At 68.8% G+C, this 23,948-nt stretch carries 26 protein-coding genes and 1 pseudogene; 13 read left to right on the top strand and 14 right to left on the bottom strand.

Going from position 1 to position 23,948, the window contains the following annotated elements:
- Nucleotides 1-77: 77 nt before the first annotated feature.
- The gene (gene uvrB, locus ABDW31_RS01270; RefSeq protein ID WP_184716772.1) at nucleotides 78-2,348 is read right to left on the bottom strand and encodes an excinuclease ABC subunit UvrB; all 2,271 of its coding nucleotides are present in this window, start codon (nucleotides 2,346-2,348) and stop codon (nucleotides 78-80) included.
- A gap of 150 nt (nucleotides 2,349-2,498) precedes the next feature.
- On the opposite strand from uvrB, the gene ABDW31_RS01265 reads away from it, so the two are divergent.
- Nucleotides 2,499-3,413: a hypothetical protein gene (locus ABDW31_RS01265; RefSeq protein WP_184716773.1), complete on the top strand. Its 915-nt coding sequence runs from the start codon at nucleotides 2,499-2,501 to the stop codon at nucleotides 3,411-3,413.
- A gap of 60 nt (nucleotides 3,414-3,473) precedes the next feature.
- Here the strand turns inward: ABDW31_RS01265 and ABDW31_RS01260 are convergent, their stop codons facing one another.
- Nucleotides 3,474-3,644, bottom strand: a complete 171-nt coding sequence (locus ABDW31_RS01260) for a hypothetical protein (protein WP_184716775.1) — start codon at nucleotides 3,642-3,644, stop codon at nucleotides 3,474-3,476.
- Here ABDW31_RS01260 and ABDW31_RS01255 point away from each other — a divergent pair.
- Nucleotides 3,643-4,635, top strand: a pseudogene (locus ABDW31_RS01255) (HWE histidine kinase domain-containing protein); the annotation flags it as partial. The gene ABDW31_RS01260 and the pseudogene ABDW31_RS01255 overlap by 2 nt on opposite strands.
- Nucleotides 4,636-5,274: 639 nt before the next feature.
- Here the strand turns inward: ABDW31_RS01255 and ABDW31_RS01250 are convergent.
- The 3 genes from ABDW31_RS01250 to ABDW31_RS01240 form a co-directional block, all read right to left on the bottom strand.
- On the bottom strand, nucleotides 5,275-5,697 hold the full coding sequence (locus ABDW31_RS01250; protein WP_184723655.1) for a DUF1810 domain-containing protein: 423 nt from the start codon (nucleotides 5,695-5,697) through the stop codon (nucleotides 5,275-5,277).
- A gap of 126 nt (nucleotides 5,698-5,823) precedes the next feature.
- Nucleotides 5,824-6,201 carry a VOC family protein gene (locus ABDW31_RS01245; protein ID WP_184716777.1) on the bottom strand — a complete coding sequence of 126 codons (378 nt, stop codon included), beginning with the start codon at nucleotides 6,199-6,201 and terminating at the stop codon, nucleotides 5,824-5,826.
- A gap of 60 nt (nucleotides 6,202-6,261) precedes the next feature.
- On the bottom strand, nucleotides 6,262-7,788 hold the full coding sequence (locus tag ABDW31_RS01240) for a hypothetical protein (RefSeq protein WP_184716779.1): 1,527 nt from the start codon (nucleotides 7,786-7,788) through the stop codon (nucleotides 6,262-6,264).
- 157 nt (nucleotides 7,789-7,945) lie between these two features.
- On the opposite strand from ABDW31_RS01240, the gene ABDW31_RS01235 reads away from it, so the two are divergent.
- Together ABDW31_RS01235 and ABDW31_RS01230 are read left to right on the top strand one after the other, a co-directional pair.
- A complete protein-coding gene (locus tag ABDW31_RS01235; protein ID WP_184716781.1) occupies nucleotides 7,946-8,275 on the top strand; it encodes a PadR family transcriptional regulator in 330 nt (109 codons plus the stop codon).
- Nucleotides 8,276-8,307: 32 nt separating this feature from the next.
- The gene (locus ABDW31_RS01230; RefSeq protein WP_184716783.1) at nucleotides 8,308-9,273 is read left to right on the top strand and encodes a hypothetical protein; all 966 of its coding nucleotides are present in this window, start codon (nucleotides 8,308-8,310) and stop codon (nucleotides 9,271-9,273) included.
- Nucleotides 9,274-9,326: 53 nt separating this feature from the next.
- Here the strand turns inward: ABDW31_RS01230 and ABDW31_RS01225 are convergent, their stop codons facing one another.
- A complete protein-coding gene (locus ABDW31_RS01225; RefSeq protein WP_184724275.1) occupies nucleotides 9,327-9,530 on the bottom strand; it encodes a hypothetical protein in 204 nt (67 codons plus the stop codon).
- Between the two features lie 388 nt (nucleotides 9,531-9,918).
- Here ABDW31_RS01225 and ABDW31_RS01220 point away from each other — a divergent pair, with 388 nt between their 5' ends.
- The gene (locus ABDW31_RS01220) at nucleotides 9,919-11,064 is read left to right on the top strand and encodes a cell wall hydrolase (protein WP_184716785.1); all 1,146 of its coding nucleotides are present in this window, start codon (nucleotides 9,919-9,921) and stop codon (nucleotides 11,062-11,064) included.
- Here ABDW31_RS01220 and ABDW31_RS01215 read toward each other — a convergent pair.
- Both ABDW31_RS01215 and ABDW31_RS01210 read right to left on the bottom strand, forming a co-directional pair.
- Nucleotides 11,024-11,854, bottom strand: coding sequence for an SDR family oxidoreductase (locus tag ABDW31_RS01215; protein ID WP_184716787.1), 831 nt, complete (start codon nucleotides 11,852-11,854; stop codon nucleotides 11,024-11,026). The two genes, ABDW31_RS01220 and ABDW31_RS01215, sit on opposite strands and share 41 nt — an antisense overlap.
- A 170-nt stretch (nucleotides 11,855-12,024) precedes the next feature.
- Nucleotides 12,025-12,210: a DUF1508 domain-containing protein gene (locus tag ABDW31_RS01210; RefSeq protein WP_184716789.1), complete on the bottom strand. Its 186-nt coding sequence runs from the start codon at nucleotides 12,208-12,210 to the stop codon at nucleotides 12,025-12,027.
- Nucleotides 12,211-12,363: 153 nt separating this feature from the next.
- Here ABDW31_RS01210 and ABDW31_RS01205 point away from each other — a divergent pair, with 153 nt between their 5' ends.
- A complete protein-coding gene (locus ABDW31_RS01205; RefSeq protein ID WP_184716791.1) occupies nucleotides 12,364-12,918 on the top strand; it encodes a DUF1003 domain-containing protein in 555 nt (184 codons plus the stop codon).
- Nucleotides 12,915-13,187 carry a hypothetical protein gene (locus tag ABDW31_RS01200; RefSeq protein ID WP_184716793.1) on the top strand — a complete coding sequence of 91 codons (273 nt, stop codon included), beginning with the start codon at nucleotides 12,915-12,917 and terminating at the stop codon, nucleotides 13,185-13,187. The genes ABDW31_RS01205 and ABDW31_RS01200 overlap by 4 nt, the downstream gene beginning before the upstream one ends.
- Nucleotides 13,188-13,260: 73 nt before the next feature.
- Here ABDW31_RS01200 and ABDW31_RS01195 read toward each other — a convergent pair whose 3' ends face one another.
- Complete coding sequence (locus ABDW31_RS01195; RefSeq protein WP_184716794.1) at nucleotides 13,261-13,521, bottom strand: hypothetical protein; 261 nt, start codon at nucleotides 13,519-13,521, stop codon at nucleotides 13,261-13,263.
- Nucleotides 13,522-13,614: 93 nt separating this feature from the next.
- Entirely contained in the window at nucleotides 13,615-14,547 is a 933-nt protein-coding gene (locus tag ABDW31_RS01190; RefSeq protein ID WP_184716797.1) for a GlxA family transcriptional regulator, read from the bottom strand.
- A gap of 94 nt (nucleotides 14,548-14,641) precedes the next feature.
- On the opposite strand from ABDW31_RS01190, the gene ABDW31_RS01185 reads away from it, so the two are divergent.
- Entirely contained in the window at nucleotides 14,642-15,313 is a 672-nt protein-coding gene (locus tag ABDW31_RS01185; protein WP_184716799.1) for a DJ-1/PfpI family protein, read from the top strand.
- A 129-nt stretch (nucleotides 15,314-15,442) separates the two neighbouring features.
- Here ABDW31_RS01185 and ygiD read toward each other — a convergent pair whose 3' ends face one another.
- Nucleotides 15,443-16,219, bottom strand: a complete 777-nt coding sequence (gene ygiD, locus ABDW31_RS01180; protein ID WP_184716801.1) for a 4,5-DOPA dioxygenase extradiol — start codon at nucleotides 16,217-16,219, stop codon at nucleotides 15,443-15,445.
- A 184-nt stretch (nucleotides 16,220-16,403) separates the two neighbouring features.
- On the opposite strand from ygiD, the gene ABDW31_RS01175 reads away from it, so the two are divergent.
- The 5 genes from ABDW31_RS01175 to ABDW31_RS01155 all read left to right on the top strand — a co-directional run bounded on the left by ABDW31_RS01175 (nucleotide 16,404) and on the right by ABDW31_RS01155 (nucleotide 22,091).
- Nucleotides 16,404-17,498: an acyltransferase gene (locus ABDW31_RS01175; protein ID WP_343698234.1), complete on the top strand. Its 1,095-nt coding sequence runs from the start codon at nucleotides 16,404-16,406 to the stop codon at nucleotides 17,496-17,498.
- Nucleotides 17,499-17,560: 62 nt separating this feature from the next.
- Nucleotides 17,561-18,334, top strand: coding sequence for a tyrosine-protein phosphatase (locus ABDW31_RS01170; RefSeq protein ID WP_184716805.1), 774 nt, complete (start codon nucleotides 17,561-17,563; stop codon nucleotides 18,332-18,334).
- A gap of 65 nt (nucleotides 18,335-18,399) precedes the next feature.
- Complete coding sequence (locus ABDW31_RS01165) at nucleotides 18,400-19,884, top strand: MFS transporter (RefSeq protein ID WP_184716807.1); 1,485 nt, start codon at nucleotides 18,400-18,402, stop codon at nucleotides 19,882-19,884.
- Nucleotides 19,885-20,025: 141 nt separating this feature from the next.
- Nucleotides 20,026-21,357 (top strand): aminodeoxychorismate synthase, component I, encoded by a 1,332-nt coding sequence (pabB, locus tag ABDW31_RS01160; protein WP_184716809.1) that lies wholly within the window; start codon nucleotides 20,026-20,028, stop codon nucleotides 21,355-21,357.
- Complete coding sequence (locus ABDW31_RS01155) at nucleotides 21,354-22,091, top strand: aminotransferase class IV (RefSeq protein ID WP_184716812.1); 738 nt, start codon at nucleotides 21,354-21,356, stop codon at nucleotides 22,089-22,091. Before pabB ends, ABDW31_RS01155 begins: the two co-directional genes overlap by 4 nt.
- Here ABDW31_RS01155 and ABDW31_RS01150 read toward each other — a convergent pair.
- The 3 genes from ABDW31_RS01150 to ABDW31_RS01140 all read right to left on the bottom strand — a co-directional run bounded on the left by ABDW31_RS01150 (nucleotide 22,088) and on the right by ABDW31_RS01140 (nucleotide 23,744).
- Complete coding sequence (locus tag ABDW31_RS01150) at nucleotides 22,088-22,666, bottom strand: TadE/TadG family type IV pilus assembly protein (protein ID WP_184716814.1); 579 nt, start codon at nucleotides 22,664-22,666, stop codon at nucleotides 22,088-22,090. The genes ABDW31_RS01155 and ABDW31_RS01150 overlap by 4 nt on opposite strands.
- Nucleotides 22,663-23,211 carry a TadE/TadG family type IV pilus assembly protein gene (locus tag ABDW31_RS01145; protein WP_184716816.1) on the bottom strand — a complete coding sequence of 183 codons (549 nt, stop codon included), beginning with the start codon at nucleotides 23,209-23,211 and terminating at the stop codon, nucleotides 22,663-22,665. Before ABDW31_RS01145 ends, ABDW31_RS01150 begins: the two co-directional genes overlap by 4 nt.
- Before the next feature lie 104 nt (nucleotides 23,212-23,315).
- Nucleotides 23,316-23,744, bottom strand: a complete 429-nt coding sequence (locus ABDW31_RS01140) for a pilus assembly protein N-terminal domain-containing protein (protein WP_184716818.1) — start codon at nucleotides 23,742-23,744, stop codon at nucleotides 23,316-23,318.
- Nucleotides 23,745-23,948 lie beyond the last annotated feature (204 nt).

Below are 23,948 nucleotides of genomic sequence, written 5' to 3'. Positions count from 1 at the left end.
GCGCCAGCCTGCGCGAGGCGAGGCGGCGAGGGAAGGGGGTGTATGGGCTTAAGGGGGAAGATGCTCCCCCTCGCACCCTACTTCCGCTTCTTGCGGAATTCCTCAGCCTTCTCCTGGCGGATCTCCGCGCGGATGCGCTTGGGCGCGGCCTTATCGACCTCGTCGCCGGTCGCGGCCAGGGCTTCGTTGGCGAATTCCAGGTCCATCAGCTTCATGCGCTTGATCTCATCGCGCAGGCGGGCGGCGGTTTCGAACTCGAGGTTGGCGGCGGCTTCGCGCATGCGGGCCTCCAGGTCCTTGAGCGCGGCCTTGAAGTTGTCGCCGCTGAACGGACGGTCGTCGGTCTCGGACATGCCCATCGGCACCAGCACGCGGTCGCCGCGCTCGTAGGGGCTGTTGAGGATGTCCTTGATGTCGCGCTTGACGCTCTCGGGCGTGATGCCGTGCTCGAGGTTGTAGGCGTGCTGCTTCTCGCGGCGGCGGGCGGTCTCGGCCATGGCCCGCTCCATCGAGCCGGTGATCCGGTCGGCATAGAGGATGACCTTACCGTCGACGTTTCGCGCCGCCCGGCCGATCGTCTGGATCAGCGAGGTCTCCGAACGCAGGAAGCCCTCCTTGTCGGCGTCGAGAATGGCCACGAAACCGCACTCGGGGATGTCCAGGCCCTCGCGCAGCAGGTTGATGCCGACGAGCACGTCGATATTGCCCATCCGCAGCTCGCGGATGATCTCGATGCGCTCCAGGGTGTCGACGTCGCTGTGCATGTAGCGGACGCGGATGCCCTGCTCGTTGAGGTACTCGGTCAGGTCCTCGGCCATCTTCTTGGTCAGCACGGTGACCAGGGTGCGATAGCCCTTCTTGATGGTCTGGCGGATCTCGTCGACCACGTCGTCGACCTGGGAGGCGTTGTCCTTGCTCACCGGACGCACCTCGACCGGCGGGTCGATCAGGCCGGTCGGGCGGATGACCTGCTCGGCGAAGACCCCGCCGGCCCGCTCTAGCTCCCAGTCGGCCGGGGTCGCGCTGACATGCACCGACTGCGGGCGCATGGCGTCCCACTCCTCGAACTTGAGAGGGCGGTTATCGAGGGCCGAGGGCAGGCGGAAGCCGTACTCCGCCAGGGTCCATTTGCGATTGCGGTCGCCCTTGTACATGGCGCCGATCTGCGGAACCGTCTGGTGGCTCTCGTCGGTGAACAGCAGGGCGTTGTCTGGGATGTATTCGAAGAAGGTGGGCGGCGGCTCGCCGGTCTTACGGCCCGACAGATAGCGGCTGTAGTTCTCGATGCCGGCGCACGAGCCGGTGGTCTCGATCATTTCCAGGTCGAAGGTCGTGCGCTGCTCCAGGCGCTGGGCCTCCAGGAGCTTGCCGTTGGCGGTCAGCCATTCCAGCCGTTCCTTCAGCTCCTTGCGGATCTCGATGATCGCCTGGCGCAGGGTCGGGCGCGGCGTGACGTGGTGGCTATTGGCGTAGACCTTGATGGTCTCCAGCTCGGAGGTCTTCTTGCCGGTCAGGGTGTCGAACTCGGCGATCGCCTCGACCTCGTCGCCGAACATGGTCACGCGCCAGGCGCGGTCCTCGTAGTGGGCGGGGAAGATCTCGATGGTGTCGCCCCGGCGGCGGAAGGTGCCGCGCTCGAAGGCCTGATCGTTGCGCTTGTACTGCTGGGCCACCAGGTCGGCGATCAGCTGCTTCTCGTCGACCCGATCCCCCACCGTCAGGGTGAAGGTCATGGCGGTGTAGGTCTCGACCGAGCCGATGCCGTAGATGCAGCTTACCGAGGCCACAACGATGACGTCGTCGCGCTCCAGGATCGCCCGGGTGGCCGAGTGGCGCATCCGGTCGATCTGCTCGTTGATCGAGCTGTCCTTCTCGATATAGGTGTCGGTCCGCGGCACATAGGCCTCGGGCTGATAGTAGTCGTAGTAACTGACGAAGTACTCGACCGCGTTCTCCGGGAAGAACGACTTCATCTCGCTGTAGAGCTGGGCCGCCAGGGTCTTGTTCGGGGCCAGGATCAGGGCCGGGCGCTGGGTGCGCTCGATGACCTGGGCCATGGTGAAGGTCTTGCCCGAGCCGGTGACGCCCAGCAGCACCTGGTCCTGGTCGTTGTTCTCGATGCCCTCGACCAACTCCTTGATCGCCGTCGGCTGGTCGCCGGCTGGCTGGTACTCGCTGACCAGCTTGAACTTCTTGCCGCCCTCGGACTTGTCCGGCCGCGCGGGGCGGTGCGGAGTCCACAGCATGGGCATGACCCCGGCGGCGACATCGCCGACGGCGCCGCCCAGATTGTCCATGACGAAGGGCGTGGAGACGTCGGAGACGCCGGAGTTTGGGCTGCGAGGCATGACCCCAAATTAGGATCGCCGATACGCGAAGGCTAGAGGGGCTGCTGACGAGGAGTGGCAGCAGAGTGGCGGGAGGTGTCCCAGGCGCGCCTTGTCGTGAACAACCTCCGATGGAGAGAGTGGCGTCTCACGATCGGGCGGCGGGTGGTGATGCCGAACGAGTCGCACTCGGCCTCGCGCCACCGGCTGTTCCTGGCCAAGGTGCTGCGGGCCCTGCGGCCGGAGGGTTTCGACATTCTGGCCTGCGAGACCTTCGCCAATCGCAAGCCGGGCGAGGCGCCGGGCGTGCGGGGGATGACGGCCGGCCAGCCCTTCGAGCCCAGCTTCGGCTACTACACCTATGACCCGATGTTCGCCGACGCGGCGCGTGAGGCCCTGGCTCTTGGCTACCGGCTGGAGGCGCACGAACAGCGCTTCGACCAGGCCGACATGGCCATCAAGGGCGCGGAGGCCATCGCCCGCCGCGAGACTGCCCAGGCCGAGAACCTGGCCGCCGTGCTGGCCACCCATCCATCGTCGCGGGTTCTGGTCCATGTCGGCTTCTCGCATCTGCGCAAGACGCCCGACCTGCGCGGCAACCGCTGGCTGGCCCAGCGTTTCCAGGAGCAGACCGGGATCGAGCCGCTGTCGGTCAGCCAGGCCTATACCGGTTCGTTCGGACCGCACGGCGTCGACCAGGGGCTGACCCTGGCGGTGCTGGAGCGGTTCGCGCCCAAGGCGCCGATCGTCGTGCGGGCCCGCGGCCGCGCTCTGGGCGCGGAGATGGCCGGCGCGGACCTGGCCGTCTTCCATCCCAGCCTGCCGGACGTCGACGGCCGCCCCGGCTGGCTGGCCGCCGATCCCATGCGCCAGCGGGTGATGGTCAAGACGCCACGGCGGCCGCGTGGCGAGCCGGTGATCGTCCAGGCCGTCCACGCCTACGAGCCCGACCGCGCCGTGCCCGCCGACCAGCACGTGCTAGCCAAGGACGAGACCCGGGCCGTGCTCCTCCTGCGGCCCGGAACCTATCGCCTGCGGATCGAGAGCGAGGCGGGCTTTACGACCCTGAAGACGGTGAGCCTCTAGCCGCCCGTATCCCATGTTAATGCCGGGGCCGCCGATCGGTGACAGCCGCCCGGCGACGCTCTATGCCTGAGGCATGTCTTCCTCCGCCCGGTCCGAAGCGCCGACCGAAACGCCCGGCATGATCCTGGGCGACGCCGCACGGTAGGCGTTCGCCGCCGTCGACTGGACGGCGACCAGCCTGGGCGGGCCGGAAGGCTGGCCGCAGTCGTTGAAGACCACGCTGGAGATCATGTTCTCCTCGCGCTTTCCGATGTTCGTGGCCTGGGGACCCAACCTCGTCCTGTTCTACAACGAGGCCTACGCGCCATTCCTGGGCGCGCGCCATCCGTGGGCGATGGGGCAGCCGCTGGCGGTCGTCTGGGCGGAGATCTGGCCCGACCTGGAGCCCCTAATCCGCCAGGTGCTGGCGGGCGAGGCGACCTGGTCAGAGGACCAGCACCTGCTCATGACCCGCAACGGCTACGAGGAGGATACCTGGTGGACCTTCTCCTACAGCCCGCTGCGCGACGAGACCGGCGCGGTGGCGGGCGTTCTCGATATCTGCAGTGACTCCACTGAAAAGGTGGTGGCCGCCCGGCGGGTCGAGGCCAAGCGCGCTCTGCTGGCCGAAAGCGAGGGCCGCTTCCGCGCCCTGGTCAACGCCAGCTCCGACGTTGTCTATCGGATGAGCCCCGATTGGCGGGAGGCGCGGCAATTGGATGGCCGCGGCTTTCTGGCCGACATCGGCGGGCCGACCACGGACTGGATCGATGTCTATGTTCCCGAGGAGGACCACCCGATCCTGCGGGCCGCCATCGCCCAGTCCATCGCGGCCAAGGCCCCGTTCGAACTGGAGCATCGCGTGCGCCAGGCCGACGGCGCGATCGGCTGGACCCTGTCGCGGGCCATTCCGGTGCTGGGGCCGGACGGCGAGATCGTCGAATGGTTCGGCATGGCGACCGACGTCACCGAGCGTCGGCGCAAGGACGACCACCTGCGGCTGGTGGTCAATGAGCTGAACCACCGGGTGAAGAACAACCTGGCCATGGTCCAGTCCATCGCCATGCAGACCTTCCGCCGGGCCGACGACATCGACCAGGCCGCCACCCAGTTTTCGGCCCGGCTGGTGGCCCTGGCCCGCGCCAACGACCTGCTGACCGGCGAGCGCAGGACGGGCGTGGACCTGCGCGGCGTGCTGCTGGAGGCGGTCGGCTCGCACAGCGACGATCCCGAGCGGCTGGTGCTGAACGGCGAGGATGTCGAGATCTCGGCCAAGTCGGCCCTGGCCCTGACCCTGGCCGCGCACGAGCTGGCTACCAACGCGGTCAAGTACGGCGCGTGGTCGAACGCGGCCGGGGTGGTGACCGTCCGCTGGACCGCCCATCGCCTGGACAAGGGTCTGCGCCTGTCCCTGGAATGGGTCGAGCGCGGCGGCCCGACCGTCAGCCCGCCCACCCGGCGGGGCTTCGGCTCGCGCCTGATCGAGCGCGGTCTGTCGGCGGAGCTGAACGGCGAGGTCCGCCTGGCGTTTGAACCCGAGGGCCTGGTCTGCCGGATCGAGGCCAATATCGGGGACGAAGACGAGATGACCATCGCCATGCTCCTGGAGGACATGATCGACGGGCTGGGTCACACCGTCGCCGGCCTGGCCTCGCGTCTGGGCAAGGCTCTGGAGCTGGCGGCCGCCGACGGCTTTGACCTGGCCATTCTCGACGTCAATCTGGACGGCCGCTCGTCCAGCCCGGTGGCTCAGCGGCTGCGTGACCGGAGCGTGCCGTTCTTCTTCGCGACCGGCTATGGTCGCTCCGGCGTGGCCCCGGCCTTCGCCGACGTGCTGGTGCTGAACAAGCCCTTCCTGATCGAGGAACTGGCCCGGGGGGCGCTAGCCCAGCCGGGCCAGGGTCAGCGGGTCGGCCTCGCCGGCGAAGTACTTGTCCAGCGCCTGGCTGAACGCCGGCTCGTCCGGAGCTGCGGCCTGGAAAAGGGTCAGGCTGGAGCGCAGCTTCAGGTCGTCGGGCGCGCCGAAGACGGCGTGGGCGTCGTGACCGGGCAGGGCGTTGATGGCCTCCACCGCCTCCACCAGGCGCGGGCCCAGCACGGGGTGGGCCAGATAGGCTCGCGCCTCGGCCAGGTCGGCGATGGCGTAGAGCTGAGCGGTGGGGCTGCGGCCCAGGCCGGCGATCTGTGGGAAGACGAACCACATCCAGTGGCCAGTCTTCTCGCCTCGCCGCAGTTCGGCCAGCGCCGTGCCGTAGGTGCTGGTCTGGGCGTCGACAAAGCGGGCGAGGGCGCGGGCGTCTGGCATTTCGGTTCCTAGAGCGCTCCAGCCGAGCCGGTGCGCCGTGTCACGAGCGGCGCTGCCAGGGTTGAGCCGGGAGCTTGCGAGGACCCGTTTATGGCGAGGCTCGGCGACGTTTTCATCACCACTGGCTCAGTAGTTCCCCAGGCTGAGGATCTTGCCGTCCGGGTCCTTGAACCACACCACCTTCATCGGCCCGGCTGTGTGGATGTCGCCCTCGCGGGTCATGCCCGGCAGGTCGTAGTGCTCGAAGGCGACGTTCTTTGACTGCAGCAGCCGCACGGCCTCGTCGAAGCTTTCGCCCAGCGACCAGGTCAGCACTGTCGACTTGTTGGTCCCGGCATACTCGCTCTCATAGACCAGCACCTGGGCCTGGCCGGCCTGGAAGCCCATCACGCTGGGCTCGCTGCTGGGCAGAGGCTTCAGCCCCAACACCTCCTCGTAGAACGGTCGCGAGACGTTGAGGTCCCGCACGCCGATCGTCGCCTGGGCGTCCTTGTCTCCGAGCATGGGCCGTCTCCTCGCGGGTTCGAGGAGGTAAGCCGTGACGGAGGCGGGCGTTCCGGGCCTTTACCAGAGATCGGCCGGCGCATAGCGCACGATGCGGCCGATCGGCTCCAGGGCGGCCAGGACGTCGGGACGCTGGCGCAGCTGCTCCAGCTTGGCTTCCTGGCTCAGGCCGTAGGCGGTGGGATGCGGTGAGGGCGGCGTGCGTTGCAGTTCCAGCAGGATGGGCGAGCGGCTCTCAGCATCGGCCAGGCGCGCGATCACCAGCTTGGCGGCGGCGTCCAGGTCGCCGACGCATAGCAGGGCGTCCAGGCTGTTGCCCTTGGCCGCGTCGCCCAGCGCTTCCAGCTCGCGCCGCGCGGCCAGGGCCAGGGCGGGCTCGCCGGCGGTCGCGGCGGCGCAGGTCTTGGCCTTCAGCATCACGGCCTTGCCATAGGGCGACATCAGGTCCATCCGCGCCGAGGCCGCGGTGGCCAGCGCCGCCCGGGGCTGGTTGGCGGACACCTGGGCGACGGCGAGGTTGAGGGTCTGGTTGATGTTGGGCTGGCCGCGTTCGGGCACGCGGGCGCCGGCGGCCAAGGCCTCCAGCGCCTCCTCGCGCCGGCCCAGCCAGTTGAGGGCGGCCTGGCGCGTGTTGTGGGCCCAGCTCAACTTGGTGCTCTGGTCATCGAAGGCCTTCGGGTCGGCATTGGCCCGGGCGATGGCCGCGTCGAGAACGGCCAGGGCCTCGTCGGCCCGGTTCAGGGCGATCAGCGTCTCGGCCTGGGCGATCGGGCCGGACAGGCGTCTGGTGTCGGTCTTCAGCAGCGCCTCGATCGCCTTCAGGCGGGCCTGGGAGGCGGACTTGACGACGAAGCGCTGCGGACCCGTCCCGACCAGGGCGTCAAAGCGCTTGTCGGCGCGCATCAGCATGATCGCCTCGCCGAAAGTGACCTTGGCGGCTTCGCGCTCGGCCTCGGCGACGCGTCCGCGCGTCAGCAGGCCCAGGGCGTAGCGGCGCCGCATATCGCTGAGGTCGACGAAGGGATCGGCCGGGGTCCAGCCGCCCTTGGCGACGGCGTCCACCAGCCGGAAGTGGACCGCCTCGCCTTGCGGCTGGCGGCTGGCCTCGTTGATCCAGTAGTCGACCGTGTCGTCGTCCAGGTCGCTGAGCGATTTGGGAAAACGCTCGGCCAGGGTGGTGAGGCTTGCGACGGCCTCGGCCTTGTCGCCGGCGCGGGCCGCGACCTCCCAGCGGGCCATCCAGTCGTCGCCGGTCGCCTCGGGCATGGCGGTGGCGGCGGCGATGGCTTCCTTGGCGTCGGCCCAGGCCTTGGCCTCGACGGCCAGCCCGGTCAGGGCCAACAGCAGGTCGTGGCGAAGGTCGGCGGGGGCGGTGGCGAAGCCGGGCGAGCGCCAGGCCCGCTGCAGCACTTTGCGAGCCTGTTCCATATCGCCGTTGCGCAGAGCCGCGCCGGCTTCGGCCAGGGCCATCTGGAACGCGTCTTCCGAGGCGGCGGGGGCAGGGGCCTTGGGGCGAACGCCCGCCAGGGCCGGCAGCGGGCCGCCCACGCTCACGACCGCCGCGGCGGCCAGGATCCATCGACGCAAAACTCGCCCCCGCGAAACTTCTCGAACCAGAGGTTGAGATCAGCACGCCAGGCGCGTCCATGGCAACGCTTCGAATAGCCGTTGACGATCCATTATACTGTGCGTTACACAGTGTGTGTCACACACCATGTGATGCACACTATGTGGCGCACACCCAATGCCGACCGAGACTGATATCTTTGACTCGCTCCGTCAGGAGCTGCGGCGGGGGTCGCTGATCCTGGCCGTCCTCGCCCAGCTGCGGGAGGAGCGCTACGGCTACAGCCTGCGCCAGGCCCTCCTGACCGTGGGCGTCGAGATCGACGAAGGCGCGCTCTATCCCATGCTGCGCCGGCTGGAGGCCCAAGGCCTGCTGGCCAGCGAATGGCGCGAGGAAGACAAGCGCAAGAAGCGTTTCTACCAGCTGTCGGACGACGGCCGGGCCGTGTTGGCCCGCCTGGCCGACGAATGGCGCGCGATCAACGCCGCCCTCGAGCCGCTGCTGTGAGCGCGGCCTCTCAAACTCAGGGGAACAAGACCATGAACGATCTGATCGATCGCTATCTGGCGGCCGTCGCCGCCCTGCTGCCCAAGGCCCAGCGCCAGGACATCGTCGCCGAGCTGCGCGACCTGATCATGAATAAGGTCGAGGAGACTGAAGAGCGCCTGGGCCGTCCGATGGACAAGACCGACACCGAAGCCATGCTGCACGAGATCGGCCATCCGATCGCGGTGGCCGGCCGTTATGGCCCCAGCCGCGCCCTGGTGGGCCCGGAGCTCTATCCGTTCTGGGAGTTCGGGGTGAAGGTGCTGCTGGCCATCGCCGCCATCGCCGCAGTGGTCCCGGCCTTCATCCTGCTGCTGACCGGCGAGGGCGACGCCCGCACCATCAGCCGCGCAGTGGGCGACTTCGTGCCGACGGCCATGACCCTGATCGGCTTCGCGACCCTGGTGGCCGCCGCCTTTGAGCGCGGCTGGCTGAAGACCGACGGCCTGACCAACTGGAAGGTCGCCGACCTGCCGCAGCTGTCGGGTGGCAAGAAGCTGTTCGTGAAGAGCCGCTTCGAGGGGATGTTCGAGCTGGCCGTCACCCTGCTGTTCATCGGCTGGTGGACCAGGCTGGTGCCGTTCCCGGCCGCCCAGATCACCCAGGACCACCATGATCTGCAGCTCGTGCTGAGCCCGATCCTGCAGACCCTCTGGTGGCCGATCCTGGCTCTCTCGATCGTGCAGATCCCCTCGTCGCTGATCGCGGTGGTCAAGCCGGGCTGGGTGCGGGGACGCTCGGCGGTCGAGATCGTCTGCTCGCTGGGCGGTATGGCCCTGGTGGCCGTGCTGTGGCCGATGCGGCCGCTGGTGACGGTGATCGCGCCCGACGCCAATGTCGCCGGCCTGGCTCATCTTCAGCAGTTGCTGGATCAGTCGATCCAGATCGGCCTGGTGATCGCCGCGGCCATCTATCTCAGCAAGCTGGCCGTGGATGTGTGGCGGGTGGTTAAGGGTTGAGGGGCGAAACGGGGGAGGGCGCTGCGCGGCGCCCTCCCTTTTCGTCTGCGCTCCTACGGGCGAGCGACCTTGTCGACGGCCACGCCAGCCGCCCCGCCGACGGCCGCGCCGACCGGCCCGCCGACCACCGCGCCGGCGATCGCGCCACTGGCCGCGCGCTGTTCGGCGTTATGTCCGCAGGCGGTCAAAACGAAGGCGCACACCGCCGTCAGCGCGATCGTTTGCAGAGTCGTTTTGGGGGCGTTGTGAGCGTTCATCTTCGGCCTCGTCGTTAAGGTTCATGTCCTCGTCGAGTAACGATGCGGCCAAGCTCAGGTTCCGTTACGAAAGGTTGAGCACAAGCGTGCAAAGGGCTTTTTCGTCCACAAAAAAACGCTGATCCGCTGCCTGCCGCTTTTTGCAATGATTCAAGGCGTTAACAAATTAACCATGCGGCCGTTGCGCGCACGGCCCGTGGCGACCCGCCGCTAAAGCTTGCGAGTCGGTCACCGATACGTCATAAGCCGCGTCAAGCAGGATCTTGGCCACGTCGTGATACGGCCAGTTCCCCCGCTTCGAAGGGCTCCCCGCCAGTGAATTTACCGGGGATTTCGAGGCGGATTTTGTCGGGGGGCCGGAGCGCCCTCGCCGCGCAGGACACGAGTTTTGTCTATCAAGTCGCAGACGCGTGCTGACGCACGCGGGCTGGTCGGCGCCGTATTGGTCGGATCCATCACGGGTCTGGCTCTGGGTGGCGTTTACCTTCTCGGCGGTCTGGCTCAATCGGCCTCGACCCACGCCCGTGTTGCTCGGCTGGCAGAAGGCGCTTCGGGGGACTTCTCCGAAACGGCCATGCTTAGCGCGTCTACGCGTATGGACCGCGGCGCCCTCGCCGTGGCCAAGCGTCATGATCCCCATCTCTTCGCCGCTCTGGACTCGCGCGATCGCCAAGTCCAACTGCTGGCCGCCCGTCTCGAGAACACCGGCGGGCTGATGCCCGGACAGAGCGGCCGCAGCGGCCCGCTCATGCTCCGCGCCAGCTTCGGCCAGGCCTTCAACCCCGGATTCAACTCGGTCAGCGCCGCCCCGTTCCAACTGGGCAATGCGCTGGAGAGCTCGCGTGAGCTCGAATGCCTGGCGCAGGCGGTCTATTACGAGGCCCGCGGCGAGACCCCGAGCGGCCAGGCGGCCGTGGCCCAGGTGGTCATGAACCGCGCCCGTCACCCGGCCTTCCCGAAGTCGATCTGCGGCGTCGTGTTCCAAGGCGCCTATAACCGCACCGGCTGTCAGTTCAGCTTCGCCTGCGATGGCTCGATGCGCCGCGCTCGCGAGATCGGCGCCTGGAGCCGGGCCCGCAAGGTCGCCTCGCGCGCCCTGGCCGGCACCCTGGACAATCAGGTCGGCTCGGCCACCCACTTCCACACGACCGGCGTCTCGCCTGGCTGGGGCCCGCGCCTGCTGCGCGTCACCCAGGTCGGCATGCACGTGTTCTACCGCTTCGGCCGTGGCGGCCCGTCGACCTATGCACCGTCGCGCACGGTCGAGGACATCGCCCCGACGGAAGTCGCCAGCCTGACGGCCGACGGCAAGCCGCCGGTGGTCTATGCGGTCGCTGCGCGTCTGGATCGCGAACACGGCCAGGGCGGTCCGATCGGTCCCGTGACCGAGCCAGCTTCGGCCCCGATCGCCACGGCCCGCACGGTCGCGATCCCGGCCGACAAGGTCGCCGCCAAGATCCCCGTCGCGACCGAGCGCTCGCCGCTGGATGGTCTCAAGACGACAGTAGGGGCCGCGAGCGGAGCTGCTTCCTAAGCATGTTCGGCATGTGGCTGCTGGCGAAGCGCATCTGCTTGGCCCGCTTGCCCACGAAATAATGCAGGGCCTTGCCGTGGGCGGCGTCCCAGATCGCCTGGGCGGCGTCCTCGACGGGATAGACCTCCAGGCCGCCCGCGCGCAGGGCGTCGGCCATCTGCTCGTTGGTGCCTGACGCCCCGGCGTTGAGGATCGGCGTCTCGACGAACCACGGCATGACGCAGGCGACGCTGACCCCGTGGCGGGCGTATTCGACGTCCAGCGCTTCGGACAGCCCGCGCACCGCGAACTTGGTGGCCGAATAGACCGCCAGCTTCGGCGAGCCGTACAGCCCCGCGCACGAGGCGACATTGACCAGCCGCCCGCCGGCCGCCCGCAGCAGCGGCAGGCCCGCCCGCGCGCCGTGGATCACGCCCTTGATGTTGATGTCGACCTGCAGGTCGCAGTCATCCTCGGACAGGTCCTCCAGCACCCCGAACCGCGCGATGCCGGCATTGTTCAGCAGCACGTCGGCCTTACCGCCGGTCTGCTGGCCGAAATCGGCGAGGGCCTCGTCCCAGGCCTCGCGATCGCGGACGTCCAGGACATGGACGCTGCCGTTGTCGGCCCCGATCGCCTGATGCGCGGCGGAGAGGCCCGCCTTGTTGACGTCCGACAGCCCCACGAACCAGCCTGCGCCGGCGAAGCGCTTGGCGGTCGCCAGGCCGATGCCGCTGGCCGCCCCTGTGATGAAGATGGTCTTCCGGCCTTGTACAGCCATGTTCGTCCCCTCCCGTATCATTGTTATCAATGATCAGAGAGCCGAATGGGGGAGGGGTCAAGGCGCTTTCCAGATCCTCCCCCGCGTTGCGGGGGAGGTGGCCCGAAGGGCCGGAGGGGGCTAGTGCGGCTGACGTCCAGCTCGCCCCCTCAGTCGGCTCCGCCGACAGCTCCCCCGCATTGCGGGGGAGCATCTTCCACTCAGTCCGCCAGCGTCTGGTCTTCGATTTCCGCGCCGGGACCGTTCTTCAGGATCGACTCGATGGCGTTCTTGGCCGAGGCCTTCGAGGAATAGCCCTCGGTCCAGAAGATGGTCTCGCTGTTGTAGACGAAGTAGGCGACGAACTCGCCGGCCTTGTTCTTCTTGATCAGAAACTTGTGGGCCATCGGTTTTCTCTCCGGAGATTTGAGGTTCATCGGCGCCACCCGACAGGTATGAGCGTCGCCTTGCCGACGCAGCTCTGTCAATCGCGACCTTGTCATCTTCGGCGCAACCGGCCGATGATCGCCGCCGATCCTTCGCGCGAGTCCCTTGAAAGCATGTCCCAGGAACGCCTCGACCAGATGTCGCGCGAGCTGCTGCGCCGACCCTACGACGAGCTGACCGAGGTGCAGCGCCGGGCCATCCACCTGGTGCTGGCCGAGCAGCCTTCGGAGGGCCTGGACGAGGACGAGGACAGCACCTTCTGGACGCGTCTGGCCGACAAGGTGGCGGCGATCGGCGGCTCGTGGGGCTTCATCGGCGGCTTCGCTTTGGCCCTCGTCCTATGGATGGGGCTGAACCTGGCGCTGACCCCGTTCAAGCACGCCTTCGACCCCTATCCGTTCATCTTCCTCAACCTCCTGCTCTCGACCCTGGCGGCCATCCAGGCCCCGGTGATCATGATGAGCCAGAACCGCCAGGCGGCGAAGGACCGCAAGACCGCCGAGCACGACTACGCCGTCAACCTGCGGGCCGAGCTGGAGATCATGCGGGTCATCGACAAGCTGGACGCCCTGCGCAGCGAGGAACTGATGGTCCTGTGCCGCGAACACGCCGCGCGGCTGTCGGAGCTGCAGGTTGAGGTGGCAGCCCTGAAGGCGGGGCGCGGATGACGCCCGTCGCCAAGCCGAGCCTTCTCGAACGGTCCGCGATCCCGATCGCCCTGGTCGGTTTGGGAGCGACGGCCTACCAGGCCTACAAGCTGTCGCTCGGCGAAGGCGCGTCGTTGGCGGCGGGGCTCGCCGGCCTGTGCTTTGCCGCCATGATTTTCGTGTCGAACAGGGCCAAGACGCTGCGGCTCCGCGCGCTGGCGCTCTGCTGCCTCTCGATCGTGGCGATCTCGGCCGTCGGGGTGGTGGCGGCCCTCAGGGGTCTGGCATGATCAAGCGCTGAACAAGCGGGTTCCTCACCCCTCGACAAACTGAGCTTGTCGAAGGGCGAGGTTCTCGGCTTCATCAGCGCCACACCGTGCGGCAGACGCGGACGCGGTGGTGGTGACGCCACTCGGGACGGCAGACGCGCACCTTCTGGGGCCTGTAGTGGCGGCGGTCGTAGCGGTGACCGCGGTCGTAGCGATGATGGCGCGGGCCGTCGTAGCGCACGTAGTCGCGGCCGTAGTAGCGGTCGTGACCGGCGGCGAAACTGGCCGCGGGGAAGGTCACGACGAGGGTGGCGGCCGCCAAGGCGGACACGCCGAGCACTTTACCGAATGGCATGGCTGGCTCCTTTGCGTTTCGTCCCTCGAACGACACGCTCCCCGGCCCGTGTTGCAGCCTTGTTGCACGGGCGTACGCTGCAGCTGCCTTATTTCAGGCGCGTCGCCTGACCGCCTGGGGCGGCTGGCCGAAGGCGCGGATGAAGGCGCGGCGCATCCGCTCTGGGTCGCCGAAGCCCACCTCCAGGGCTACGTCCTCGACCTGCAGCGGCTGGCTGTCCAGCAGGGCGCGGGCGGCCTCGACCCGCAGGCGCTCGACGGCCTTGGCGGGGGTGACGCCGGTCTCCTGGGCGAACAGGCGGGCGAAGTTGCGGGGGCTCATAGCGGCGCGGTCGGCCAGCTGTTCGACCGACAGGGTCTCGGCCAGGTTCTGGCGGGCCCAGGACAGCAGGGCGTCGAAGCGGCCGGGGCGCAGGTCGATCAGGGCCGAGTGCTGCGACTGGCCGCCGGGGCGGTGGTGATAGACCACCAACTGCTGGGCCGTGCGGCGGGCGATCGCCTCGCCCTCGTCGGCGCCGATCATGGCCAGGGCCAGGTCGATGCCGGCGGTGATGCCGGCCGAACTCCACACCGCCCCGTCCTGGATCCAGATGCGGTCGGGCTCGAGGCGCACATTGGGAAAGCGGCGCTGGAAGTCCTGGGTGCGGCTCCAGTGGGTGGTGGCGCGCTTGCCGTCCAGGAGACCCGCGGCGGCCAGGACATAGGTGCCTGAACAGACCGAGGCCACGCGGCGGGCGTCGCGGGCGGCGGCGCGGACGAAGGCCAGGGTCTCCTCGCAGGTGGCCGGCACCTTCACCCCGTCGCCGCCCGAGATCAGCAGGGTGTCCAGATGCGGGGCGTCGGCCAGGGCGGTGGTCTGGATCGTCACGCCGGCCGAGCTGGGCGTCAGGCCGCCGCGCAGCGACAGGAAGTGCAGGGCGTAGGCGCCGGGGGCCAGGCGGCCGGCGATCTCGAACGCCGCGATCGGGCCGGTGGCGTCCAGCAGCTGGAAGCCGGGATAGACGAGAAAGCCGATGGTGCGCGTCATGCCAAAGCCCTTGGCTGAATCCGTGGGAACTATGTCATTCCTGACGGACGCTAATCGAACCATGGTCGCTGTCAATCGTGACGGAGGCTATCGGATGACCCAGATCGTGATCGCGTTGTTCCCGGGCGTAACGCACCTGGACTTCACCGGCCCGCACCAGATCCTGTGCCGCCTGCCCGGCGCGACCGTGACGGTGGCCAGCCTGCACGGCGGCGAGATCGAGGCCGACGGGCTGGTGTTTGCGCACTTGCCTAAGCTGTCCGACATCGAGGCCTGCGACGTGCTGATCGTGCCGGGCGGGTTCGGGACGACGGAAGCGATGGCGGACCGGGCCTTCATCGCGGAGATCCGCCGGCTGGCGGATGGCGCGAAGTACGTCTGCTCGGTCTGCACCGGCTCGCTGGTGCTGGCGGCGGCGGGGCTGCTGACCGGCAAACGCGCGGCGTGCCACTGGGCGTGGCGCGATCAGCTGGCGCTGTTCGGGGCGATCCCGGATCCGTCACGGGTGGCGCGGGATGGGCGCTACTTTACCGGCGGCGGGGTGACGGCGGGCATCGACTTCGCCCTGGTGATCGCGGCGGAGCTGGCGGGGGACGTGGTGGCGCAGAGCATCCAGCTGGCGGTGGAATATGCGCCGGCCCCGCCATTCGATGCCGGGCGACCGGAGACGGCACCGGAGGACGTGCTGGCGCGGGTGCGGGGGATCTACGGCAAGGGGATGGAGGCGCGGGTGGCGGCGGCGGAGAGGGCGGCTCTGGCGCTTTAAAGATCCTCCCCCGCGATGCGGGGGAGGTGGCCCGGAGGGCCGGAGGGGGCCAGCTGGACGTAGGCCGCGTTCGCCCCCTCAGTCGCTTCGCGACAGCTCCCCCGCATCGCGGGGGAGCATCTCGAGGCATCAGCCTATTTGTACCCCCGTCATCGAAATCGCCGCCCAGATGTCGTCGGTGAAGAACTCGACCGCATCGCCTTCGGCTTGCGCCCCCAGCACATACAGCAGCGGCAGATAGTGCTCGGCGCTGTTGATCGAGGCCTCAGCATCCGGACCAAGACTGCGCCAATCGATCAGCGGGTCGTGGTCGCCCGCGACGATCAGGGCCTTGGCCTTCTCGTTAAACCGGTCGGCCCAGTCCGGCGCTTCCGGCCGGCGCCAGTCGACGGCGCGCAGGTTGTGGACGATGTCGCCGCTGCCCATGATCAGCACGCCTTCGTCGCGCAGGGCGGCCAGGCGCTTGCCGGCCTCGTAGTGCCAGCGGTCGGGACGGCCGCGATCCAGGCTCAGCTGCACCACGGGGATGTCGGCGGCAGGATACATCGGTCGCAGCACGCCCCAGGCGCCGTGGTCCAGGCCGCGCGTCGGGTGCTGCACGACGACGTCGGGCGAGAGCAGATCGGCCACCCGCGCCGCCAGGGCCGGATCGCCGGGCGCGGGGTACTGCACGTCGAACAGCGCCTGCGGGAAGCCGCCGAAGTCGTGGATGGTCTCCGGCGCGGCCGAGGCGCTGACCGCCGAGGCGCCGCGCGTCTCCCAGTGGGCGCTGATCATCAGCACCGTCTTGGGGCGCGGCAGTTCACGGCCGAGGCGCCCCCAGTCGCGGTTCCAGGCATTGTCCTCGATGGCGTTCATCGGCGAGCCGTGACCGACGAACAGGACGGGCATGCGGGCGGTAGACATGGGGACCTTCCGAAGGACCTTCATTAGAAACAACAGAAGTTACAGATAAGCGCCGCGACCTCGTATCGCAAGCCGAGGGGCGGTCCGTATCTTCCCCGGCGCGGCCGCCTTCGGTATGACCGGGGATGTGACAGTTCCGCTTTCCCCTTCTGAGGCTAATCACGAGCCCCAAGCCGCCCCGACGTTGGAGCGTCCCGACCGGGAAGCGGTGCGCGGCGGATCGCTGGACTTTCTGCGTTTTCTCGCCTCGCTGCTGATCGTGGTCTACCACTACGGGGCCGAGAGTCCCTTGCGGATCGAGCGCTTCCACCCGGTGTTCGCGCGCGGCTTCCTGGCCACCGACTTTTTCCTGATGCTGTCGGGCTATGTGCTGGGCCGGGCCTATGGCGCCTCGATCCTGAGCGGCCGGGTCGGGCCGGGTAAGTTCTGGGTGCGCCGCGCCGCGCGTGTCTGGCCGGGGCACCTGGTGGTGCTGGCCCTGCTGGCGGTGCTGGTCCTGATCCTCAACACCCTCGGCACCGACGCCCACAAGCCCAGCCGCTTCGCCTGGGACCAGCTGCCGGCCCAGGCCTTCCTGGTCCATGCCTGGGGCGTGCCCAGCGACGGCTGGAACCTGCCCAGCTGGTCGCTGTCGGCCCTGATCGTCTGCTATGCGGTGTTCCCGTTCCTGTGGCGGGCGGTGGGCAAGGTGCGCCACGCCTGGCTGTTGCCGATCGCGGCGGCGGCGGTGGTCGGGGTGTTCGAGGTCATCGCTCGCAAGGTGTTCGGCCACGCCCTGCCGGATCTGCAGTTCCAGTACGGCGTCGTGCGCGCCCTGCCGCTGTTCGTGCTGGGCCTGTGTCTGGCGCGGGCCGTCGACATGCGCTGGCCGTCCGAGACCGTCGCCAAGATCCTGCTGTGGGGCGGTGTCGCCCTGCTGGTCATCACCCAGGCCTTCGACCGCTATGCGCTGCCCGATCCGTGGTGGTTCGACACCCCGTCGCTGCTGGCCATCGCCGCCATCGTGCTGGGCGCGGGTCGCCTGCCGGTCAAGCGTCCGCAGCAGTGGATCGAGGAGGGCGCCAAGCTCTCGTTCGCCCTGTTCATCACCCACATCTTCGTGGGCGTGATCTACTGGAGCGCGGTCCATAAGCTGATCGACACCGTGCCGATCGGCATCGGCTGGCAGTGGCTGATGTGGCTGGCCGGCTTCCCGCTGGCCTATGGCGCGGCCTGGGCCTTCCACAAATATGTCGACCAGCCGATCCAGGACCGCCTGCAGCCGCTGCTGCGGAAGTAGGGACGCCTCAAAGCCGGGCAAGGTCTCGCCATCGTCACCTTGCGGGGTTAAGGCGTTGGGTCATGACCAGACACATCCCCCTGCAAGGCGTCGAGAACTTCCGTGATTTCGGCGACTACGCCGCCGCGGCCGGGCGCCTGAAGAAGGGTGTGCTGTTCCGCGCCGCCCACCAGGCCCAGGCCACCGACGAGGATCTGGAGGCGATGGCCGCCCTGGGCATCGTCACCCTGGTGGACCTGCGCCGGCCCAACGAGCGCGAGCGCGATCCTTCGCGGCGCTGGAACGACTTCGCCGCCCAGGTGATCGACAACGACATGGGCGCCACGGGCCCCGACCCCTGGCACACCTTCCTGATGGAGTCGGACCTCTCGGTCGGCGCCGTCGAGGGCTATATGGAAGAGTACTATCGCCGCTTGCCGCTGAAGGAGCGGCACATCGATCTCTTCCGTCGCTACTTTCAGGCGCTGAGCGAGGCGCGCGGGCCGGTGCTGATCCATTGCGCGGCGGGCAAGGATCGCACGGGCATGCTGGCGGCGCTGACGCACCACGTGGCCGGGGTGTCAGATGACGACGTCATCGACGACTATCTGCTGACCAACGATCCGGGTCGCTTCGAGCGTCGCGGTCCCAAATATATCGCCGCCATCGAGGAGCTGACCGGCCGCCGTCCCACCGAGGCGGCGATGCGCGCGGCCATGGGCGTGGAGGCCCGCTACCTCGCCGCCGCGCTCGCGGTCATCCAGACCGAGTTCGGCGGGCTGGACGGCTATCTGCAAAAGGTCATCGGTCTGGACGCGGCGTCGCGCGACAAGGTGCGGGCTCACATCCTGCTGTGACCTCCGCTTGATGGGCGTCAAATCCGTAAGGTGACAAACGCCCGTTTAAGGTCCAGCCTCGCGTCATGGCCTCGTCAGAAGGTTGTGCATCATTAGGGTGTGGCATGAGTGAGTTGGCGGGGTCTCCCCCTGGCTTGAGTGAGGTCGCGGCCGACGACGTGCTGGTCCCGGCGCCGCAGAAGACGCTTTCCCGAGGCGCGCTGAGCTGGATCCTGCACCAGGGTTCGCGCGACCCCTATGTCATCCTCGTCACCATCTACGTGTTCTCGCCCTACTTCTCGCGGGTGCTGGTCGGGGATCCGGTCAAGGGCCAGGCGGTGGTGGCCGACATCTCCACCATCTACGGCCTGGCGACCGCGGTCCTGGCGCCGATCCTGGGCGCCTCGATCGAGCGGTTCGGACCGCGCAAGCCGCTGATGGGCCTGATCCTGGCGATCATGGCGCCGCTGCTGTTCGGCCTTTGGTTCGCCAGTCCCGGCGGTCTGTCGGTGAGCGTGGTCGGCGCTATGCTGATCCTGCTGGGCGTGGCCTACAACTGCGGCGACGTGCTGAACAACTCGCTGCTGTCGCGCGCCGCCGAGAAGGGGCAGGAGCCGGTGCTGTCGGGCCTGGGCTATGCGACGGCCAACGGCCTGTCGGTGACCCTGCTGATCTTCGTCATGTGGGCCTTCGTGCTGCCGGGCATGGTCCCGTGGTCGTTTGTACCGTCCGCGCCGCTGCTGGGTCTCAGCCAGAGCGCCCACGAGCCCAGCCGGATCGCCGGACCGCTGGCGGGCGTCGTCATGGTGCTGGGCGCGATCCCGTTCTTCTTGTGGACCCGGGATGCGCCGCGCACCGGCGTGCCGTTCCTGGCCTCGCTGAAGGAAGGCGTGAAGCTGATCCTCGACACTTTCGCCAACCTCAAGGGCCACGCGGACGTCGCCAAGTTCCTGGGCGCGCGGATGCTGTACTGCGACGGCATGACGGCCCTGCTGATCTTCGGCGGCCTGTTCGCGTCGGGCCTGATGAAGTGGGGCGAGCTGGAGATGCTGGCCTATGGCATTTCGCTGTCGATCTTCGGCGTGCTGGGCGGGCTGATCGCGCCGCACCTGGACCGCACCCTGGGACCGCGCAAGGCGGTGCAGGTCGAGATCGGCATGTGCATCCTGGTGCTGCTGGGCACCCTGGGCATGGGCCGCGAGAAGATCCTGTACTTCTGGACCTGGGACGCGGCGACCCATCCGCCGGTGTGGAACAGCCCGCTGTTCTCGACCTTGCCGGAGCTGATCTATCTGGGCATGGGCCTGCTGATCGCCGTCTTCGTCACCGCGCAGTACGCCTCGAGCCGGACGCTTCTGGTGCGCCTGGCGCCGGCGGACCGGATGGCGGCGTTCTTCGGCCTGTTCTCGCTGTCGGGCACGGCGACCATGTGGCTGGGCTCGCTGCTGGTGGCCCTGGCGACCAAGATGTTCGCCAGCCAGGTGGCGGGGTTCATCCCGATCGCCGGCCTGCTGGCGCTGGGTCTGGTGGGGCTGTTCTGGGTGAAGGGCGGGGAGCGGGAGGCGGGCTAGCGCCCCCTCCGTCACGCGGCAACGCCGCGTGCCACCTCCCTCGCAATGCGGGTGAGGAGAATCCCATCCTCCCCCGTGCAACGGGGGAGGGGGACCGCGAAGCGGTGGAGGGGGCGCTAGCCGCCTGCTATCACCCCACCCATGCGCCGCGTCGCTCTCCTCACCGCCCCCTGGCGCGAGCCGGTTTGGGCCCTGGCGCCCTTCCGGGACGAGGCGTTCGCCTGCGCCCTCGTGACCGGTGGCCAAGGGCGCCATGGGGGGCGGTGGTCGTACGTGCTGCGCGCCCCCGACCAGACCTTCAGCCTCGACGCGGGCGACCCGTTCGCCCAGCTGGCCGACAAGCTCGGGCCCCGCCTGCCGAGCGATCCGGATGGCCCGCCGTTTCAGGGCGGGCTCGTCGGCCTGGCCGCCTATGAACTGGGCGACCGCATAGAGGCGCTGGATCTCGCCCGCACCGACTGGCCGGACCTGATCGGCGCCTGCTATCCAGCCCTGCTGGCCTTCGACCATCACGCGCGGCAGGTCGTCGCGGTCGGACGCGGGGAGACCGAAGGCCAGGCCCAGGATCGCGCCCGCGCCGCCTTGGCCTGGCTGGATACGCCCGCCGCCGAGCGTCCCGAACCCGCCGGTCCGCTGTGCCCCGACCTGACCGCCGCCGACCCCGCGTCCTACGAGGCCGCCGTCGCCGAGGTGGTCGCGCGGATCCTGGCCGGCGAGATCTTCCAGGCCAATATCGCCCGCGCCTGGACCGGGCGTCTGGCGGCCGGCGCCGATCCGTATGACCTGTTCACGCGGCTGCGCGCCACCAGCCCGGCGCCGTTCAGCGCCTACATCCGCCTGCCCGGTCGGGCCCTGGTCTCCAACTCGCCGGAGCGCTTCCTGAAGGTCGAGCCGGACGGGGCGATCCAGACCCAGCCGATCAAGGGGACCCGGCCGCGCGGCCGTGACGCGACGCAAGACCGCGCCCTGATCGCTGAGCTCCTGGCCAGCGACAAAGACCGGGCCGAGAACCTGATGATCGTGGATCTGATGCGCAACGACCTGGCCCGGGTCAGTCCGCCGGGCAGCGTGCAGGTCCCGGAGCTGTTCAAGGTCGAGAGCTTCGCCAACGTCCATCACCTGGTCTCGACCGTCACGGCGCGGCTGGGGTCAGGACACGGCGTCGCCGACCTGCTGCGCGCCAGCTTCCCGCCCGGCTCGATCACCGGTGCGCCCAAGGTCCAGGCCATGAGGGTGATCGCCCAGCTGGAGCCGCCGCGCGGTCCCTATTGCGGCAGCCTGTTCTGGGCCGGCTTTGATGGCGCGTTCGACTCCAGCGTGCTGATCCGCGGCGTGGCCCTGACCGAAGCGGACGGCGGCTGGCGCCTGGAGGCCCGGGCCGGGGCCGGCATCGTCGCCGACAGCGATCCGCGCACCGAGCGCCTCGAAACCGAGGCCAAGATCGCCGCCCTGAAGAAGGCCCTGACCGAATGATCCCTAACGATGATCGCGGACTGCTGCTGGGCGACGGCGTGTTCGAGACGATGCTGGCGGTGGACGGCGCTCTGCCGCACCTGGCTGCCCACCTCGACCGCATGGCCGCCGGCTGCGAGGCCCTGAGCCTGCCGTTCGATCGCGCCGAGGCTGAGCGCGCGGTCCGCGCGGCGACGCCGGCCGAGGGGTGCTTCGCCATCCGCCTGACCCTGACCGCCGGTTCGGGCGGCCGGGGGTTGGATCGGCCCGACGCGCCGGTCGTGCGTCTGTTCGCCACCGCGGCGGCCTCGGCTCCGGCGACGACGCCCGCCACGGCCATCCTCGCGGCTACGCGCCGCAACGAAGGCTCGCCGGCGTCGCGGCTGAAGACGCTGAGCTATCTCGACAACGTCCTGGCCCGGGCGGAGGCGCGCGCGGCCGGGGCCGACGAGGCGGTGATGCTGAACAACCGGGGCGAGGTGGCCTGCGCGGGCGCGGCCAATCTGTTCTGGATCGCCGACGGGCGGCTGTTCACCCCGCGCCTGGACTGTGGCGTGCTGGCGGGGATCACCCGGGCGCGGCTGATGGCGCTGGAGGCGGTCGAGGAGGTGGCGGCGGGGCCCGAGGTCCTGGCGCGGGCCCAGGCGGTGTTCCTGACCAACAGCCTGATCGGCGTGCGGCCGCTGTCACGGCTGGGCGAGCAAACGTTCGAGGCGCACCCGCTGGTGGCGCGGCTGCGAGACCGTCTGGCCTAGATGTCGTTGTTCCAGATCACCACGTCCGACTTGCGCGGGCGCAGGTAGTAGGTGCGGGTGAAGGTCATGGCGTTGGGCAGCACCAGCTTGATCGGCGAGGCGTAGGCGTAGGTCACCCGCGCCATGATCACGCTCTGATTGGCCGGCAGCACCCCGACGGAGACGTCGGTCAGCACGGCGCCCTGCGCCGGGCAGGTCGGCATGCTGGACGAGGTGCTCGACCAGGCTACGGTGTCCTTGCCGTTGGCGTCGGCGGTGATGCTGACGACGCACATCTTCAGGTCGGAGGCCGGGAAGGGGGCCATGATGATCTTCCCGATCTGGAAGGTGTCGTTCAGCTTCGAAGGACCGGCCTGGCCCGTCTGGGCCACCAGGTCGCCGATCGTCGAGGTGATGTTCGACACCCGCCGCTGGGCCATCATCGCCTGGGTCAGCTCGGCCATGCCGCAGTACATCAGCACGATGACCGGAGCGATCAGGGCGAACTCCACGGCCGAGACGCCGCGGCGGTCGCGCCAGAAGCTGATCAGCGGGCGGGCGGGGCGCGCACGGCGCGTCGTCGGGTCGCGCCTCATTGGTCGTACGGCTCGTTGGTGAAGGCGGTGGCGGCGTACAGGACCCGCTTGCCGCTGCTGCTCTGCAGGCCGGTCTGCAGCAGGGGCGTGATCAGCGGCCAGGTGTAGTAGGCGCGGATCAGCACGACCGAGCCGGGCACGCCGGGCCGCCAGGTCATGGTCTGGGGCGTCGTGCCGTCATTGGCGGTGTTGGTGGTGGCGTAGTCGGCGAAGGTCTGGACGTCGATCTGCAGCGACGTGGCGCAGTTGCCGCCGATCGGCAGCATCTTGTTGCAGACGGCGGTCTTGAACGCCGTGGCGCTGGTGCCGGCCATCTGGGCCTCGCCTGTGCGGATGGTGCGGCCTACGTCGATGACGGCGCTCTCCAGCGACAGCGAGACGGTGAGCACCAGGCCCAGCTCGATCAGCGCGAAGATCAGGGTCAGGAAGGGAATGGCGACGAGGGCGAACTCCACCGCCGTCGCTCCGCTCTCGGCGCGCGCGAAGCGGCCGGTCGTGAGGACCAGTCGGCGTCGAGCGCGGGCGAGGATCGGAAGCTTGGCCATCGTGGAGGCATTCCGTGATTGGGACGGGGGCACGCTAGCCGAACGATCCTAATCACTGGTGTAGGGGCGTGCGACGAACGCGCGCACGCCCGTGAGTCTTAGGCTTAGGGAACCGCGCCCGGCGCGGGGGGCGCTGCGCCGCCGCCGTCCTCGGGCGTCAGGCGGGTGCATTGAACGCCGCAGGCGTAGGCCGTGGCGTGGGCGCCGCGATAGACGGTGACGCCGGCGCCTTCCGAGACGACGACCTGACGGTCGGCCAGGGCGCGGCCGCTGGCGCTGAAGGCCAGAAGGCTGGTCACGCCGGGGCGCTTGCCCAGGACCACCAGGGTGCGCTCGTTGACGACGCTGACGTCGGCGACGCTGGGATCGCCGACCACGATGTCGCGCACCGCGCCGCCCAGGTTCAGGTACGAGGCCTGGCCGGCGGCGACCGGCAGATCGGCCGAAGCCGTCTTGATAGGGAGCATCTGCGCGCTCGCGGAGACCCCGGAAAGGGTCAGGGCGGCGGCGATGACGAGCGAAAAGCGGCGCATGAGGTTTCCGATTCCGGATCAGAATGTTCCCGCAGGATCATTTTATTTGGTCAACAAATACCTAAAGCCAGACTGTATGCGTCAAGGCGTCGCTTGAGAGGTTCCTTGATTCAAAAGGGTTTTGAGGTCCTTTCTGAAGGCATGGTTAAGAGCAAATAACGGTAAATACAAATAAACCAAAAGAAAATTGCCGGAAACTAGTTC

This window comes from Caulobacter sp. (assembly GCF_039596335.1).
Taxonomy (GTDB): domain Bacteria; phylum Pseudomonadota; class Alphaproteobacteria; order Caulobacterales; family Caulobacteraceae; genus Caulobacter.
Note: the sequence above shows the minus strand (reverse complement) of the source record. Positions and strands in the feature narration are given on the sequence as shown.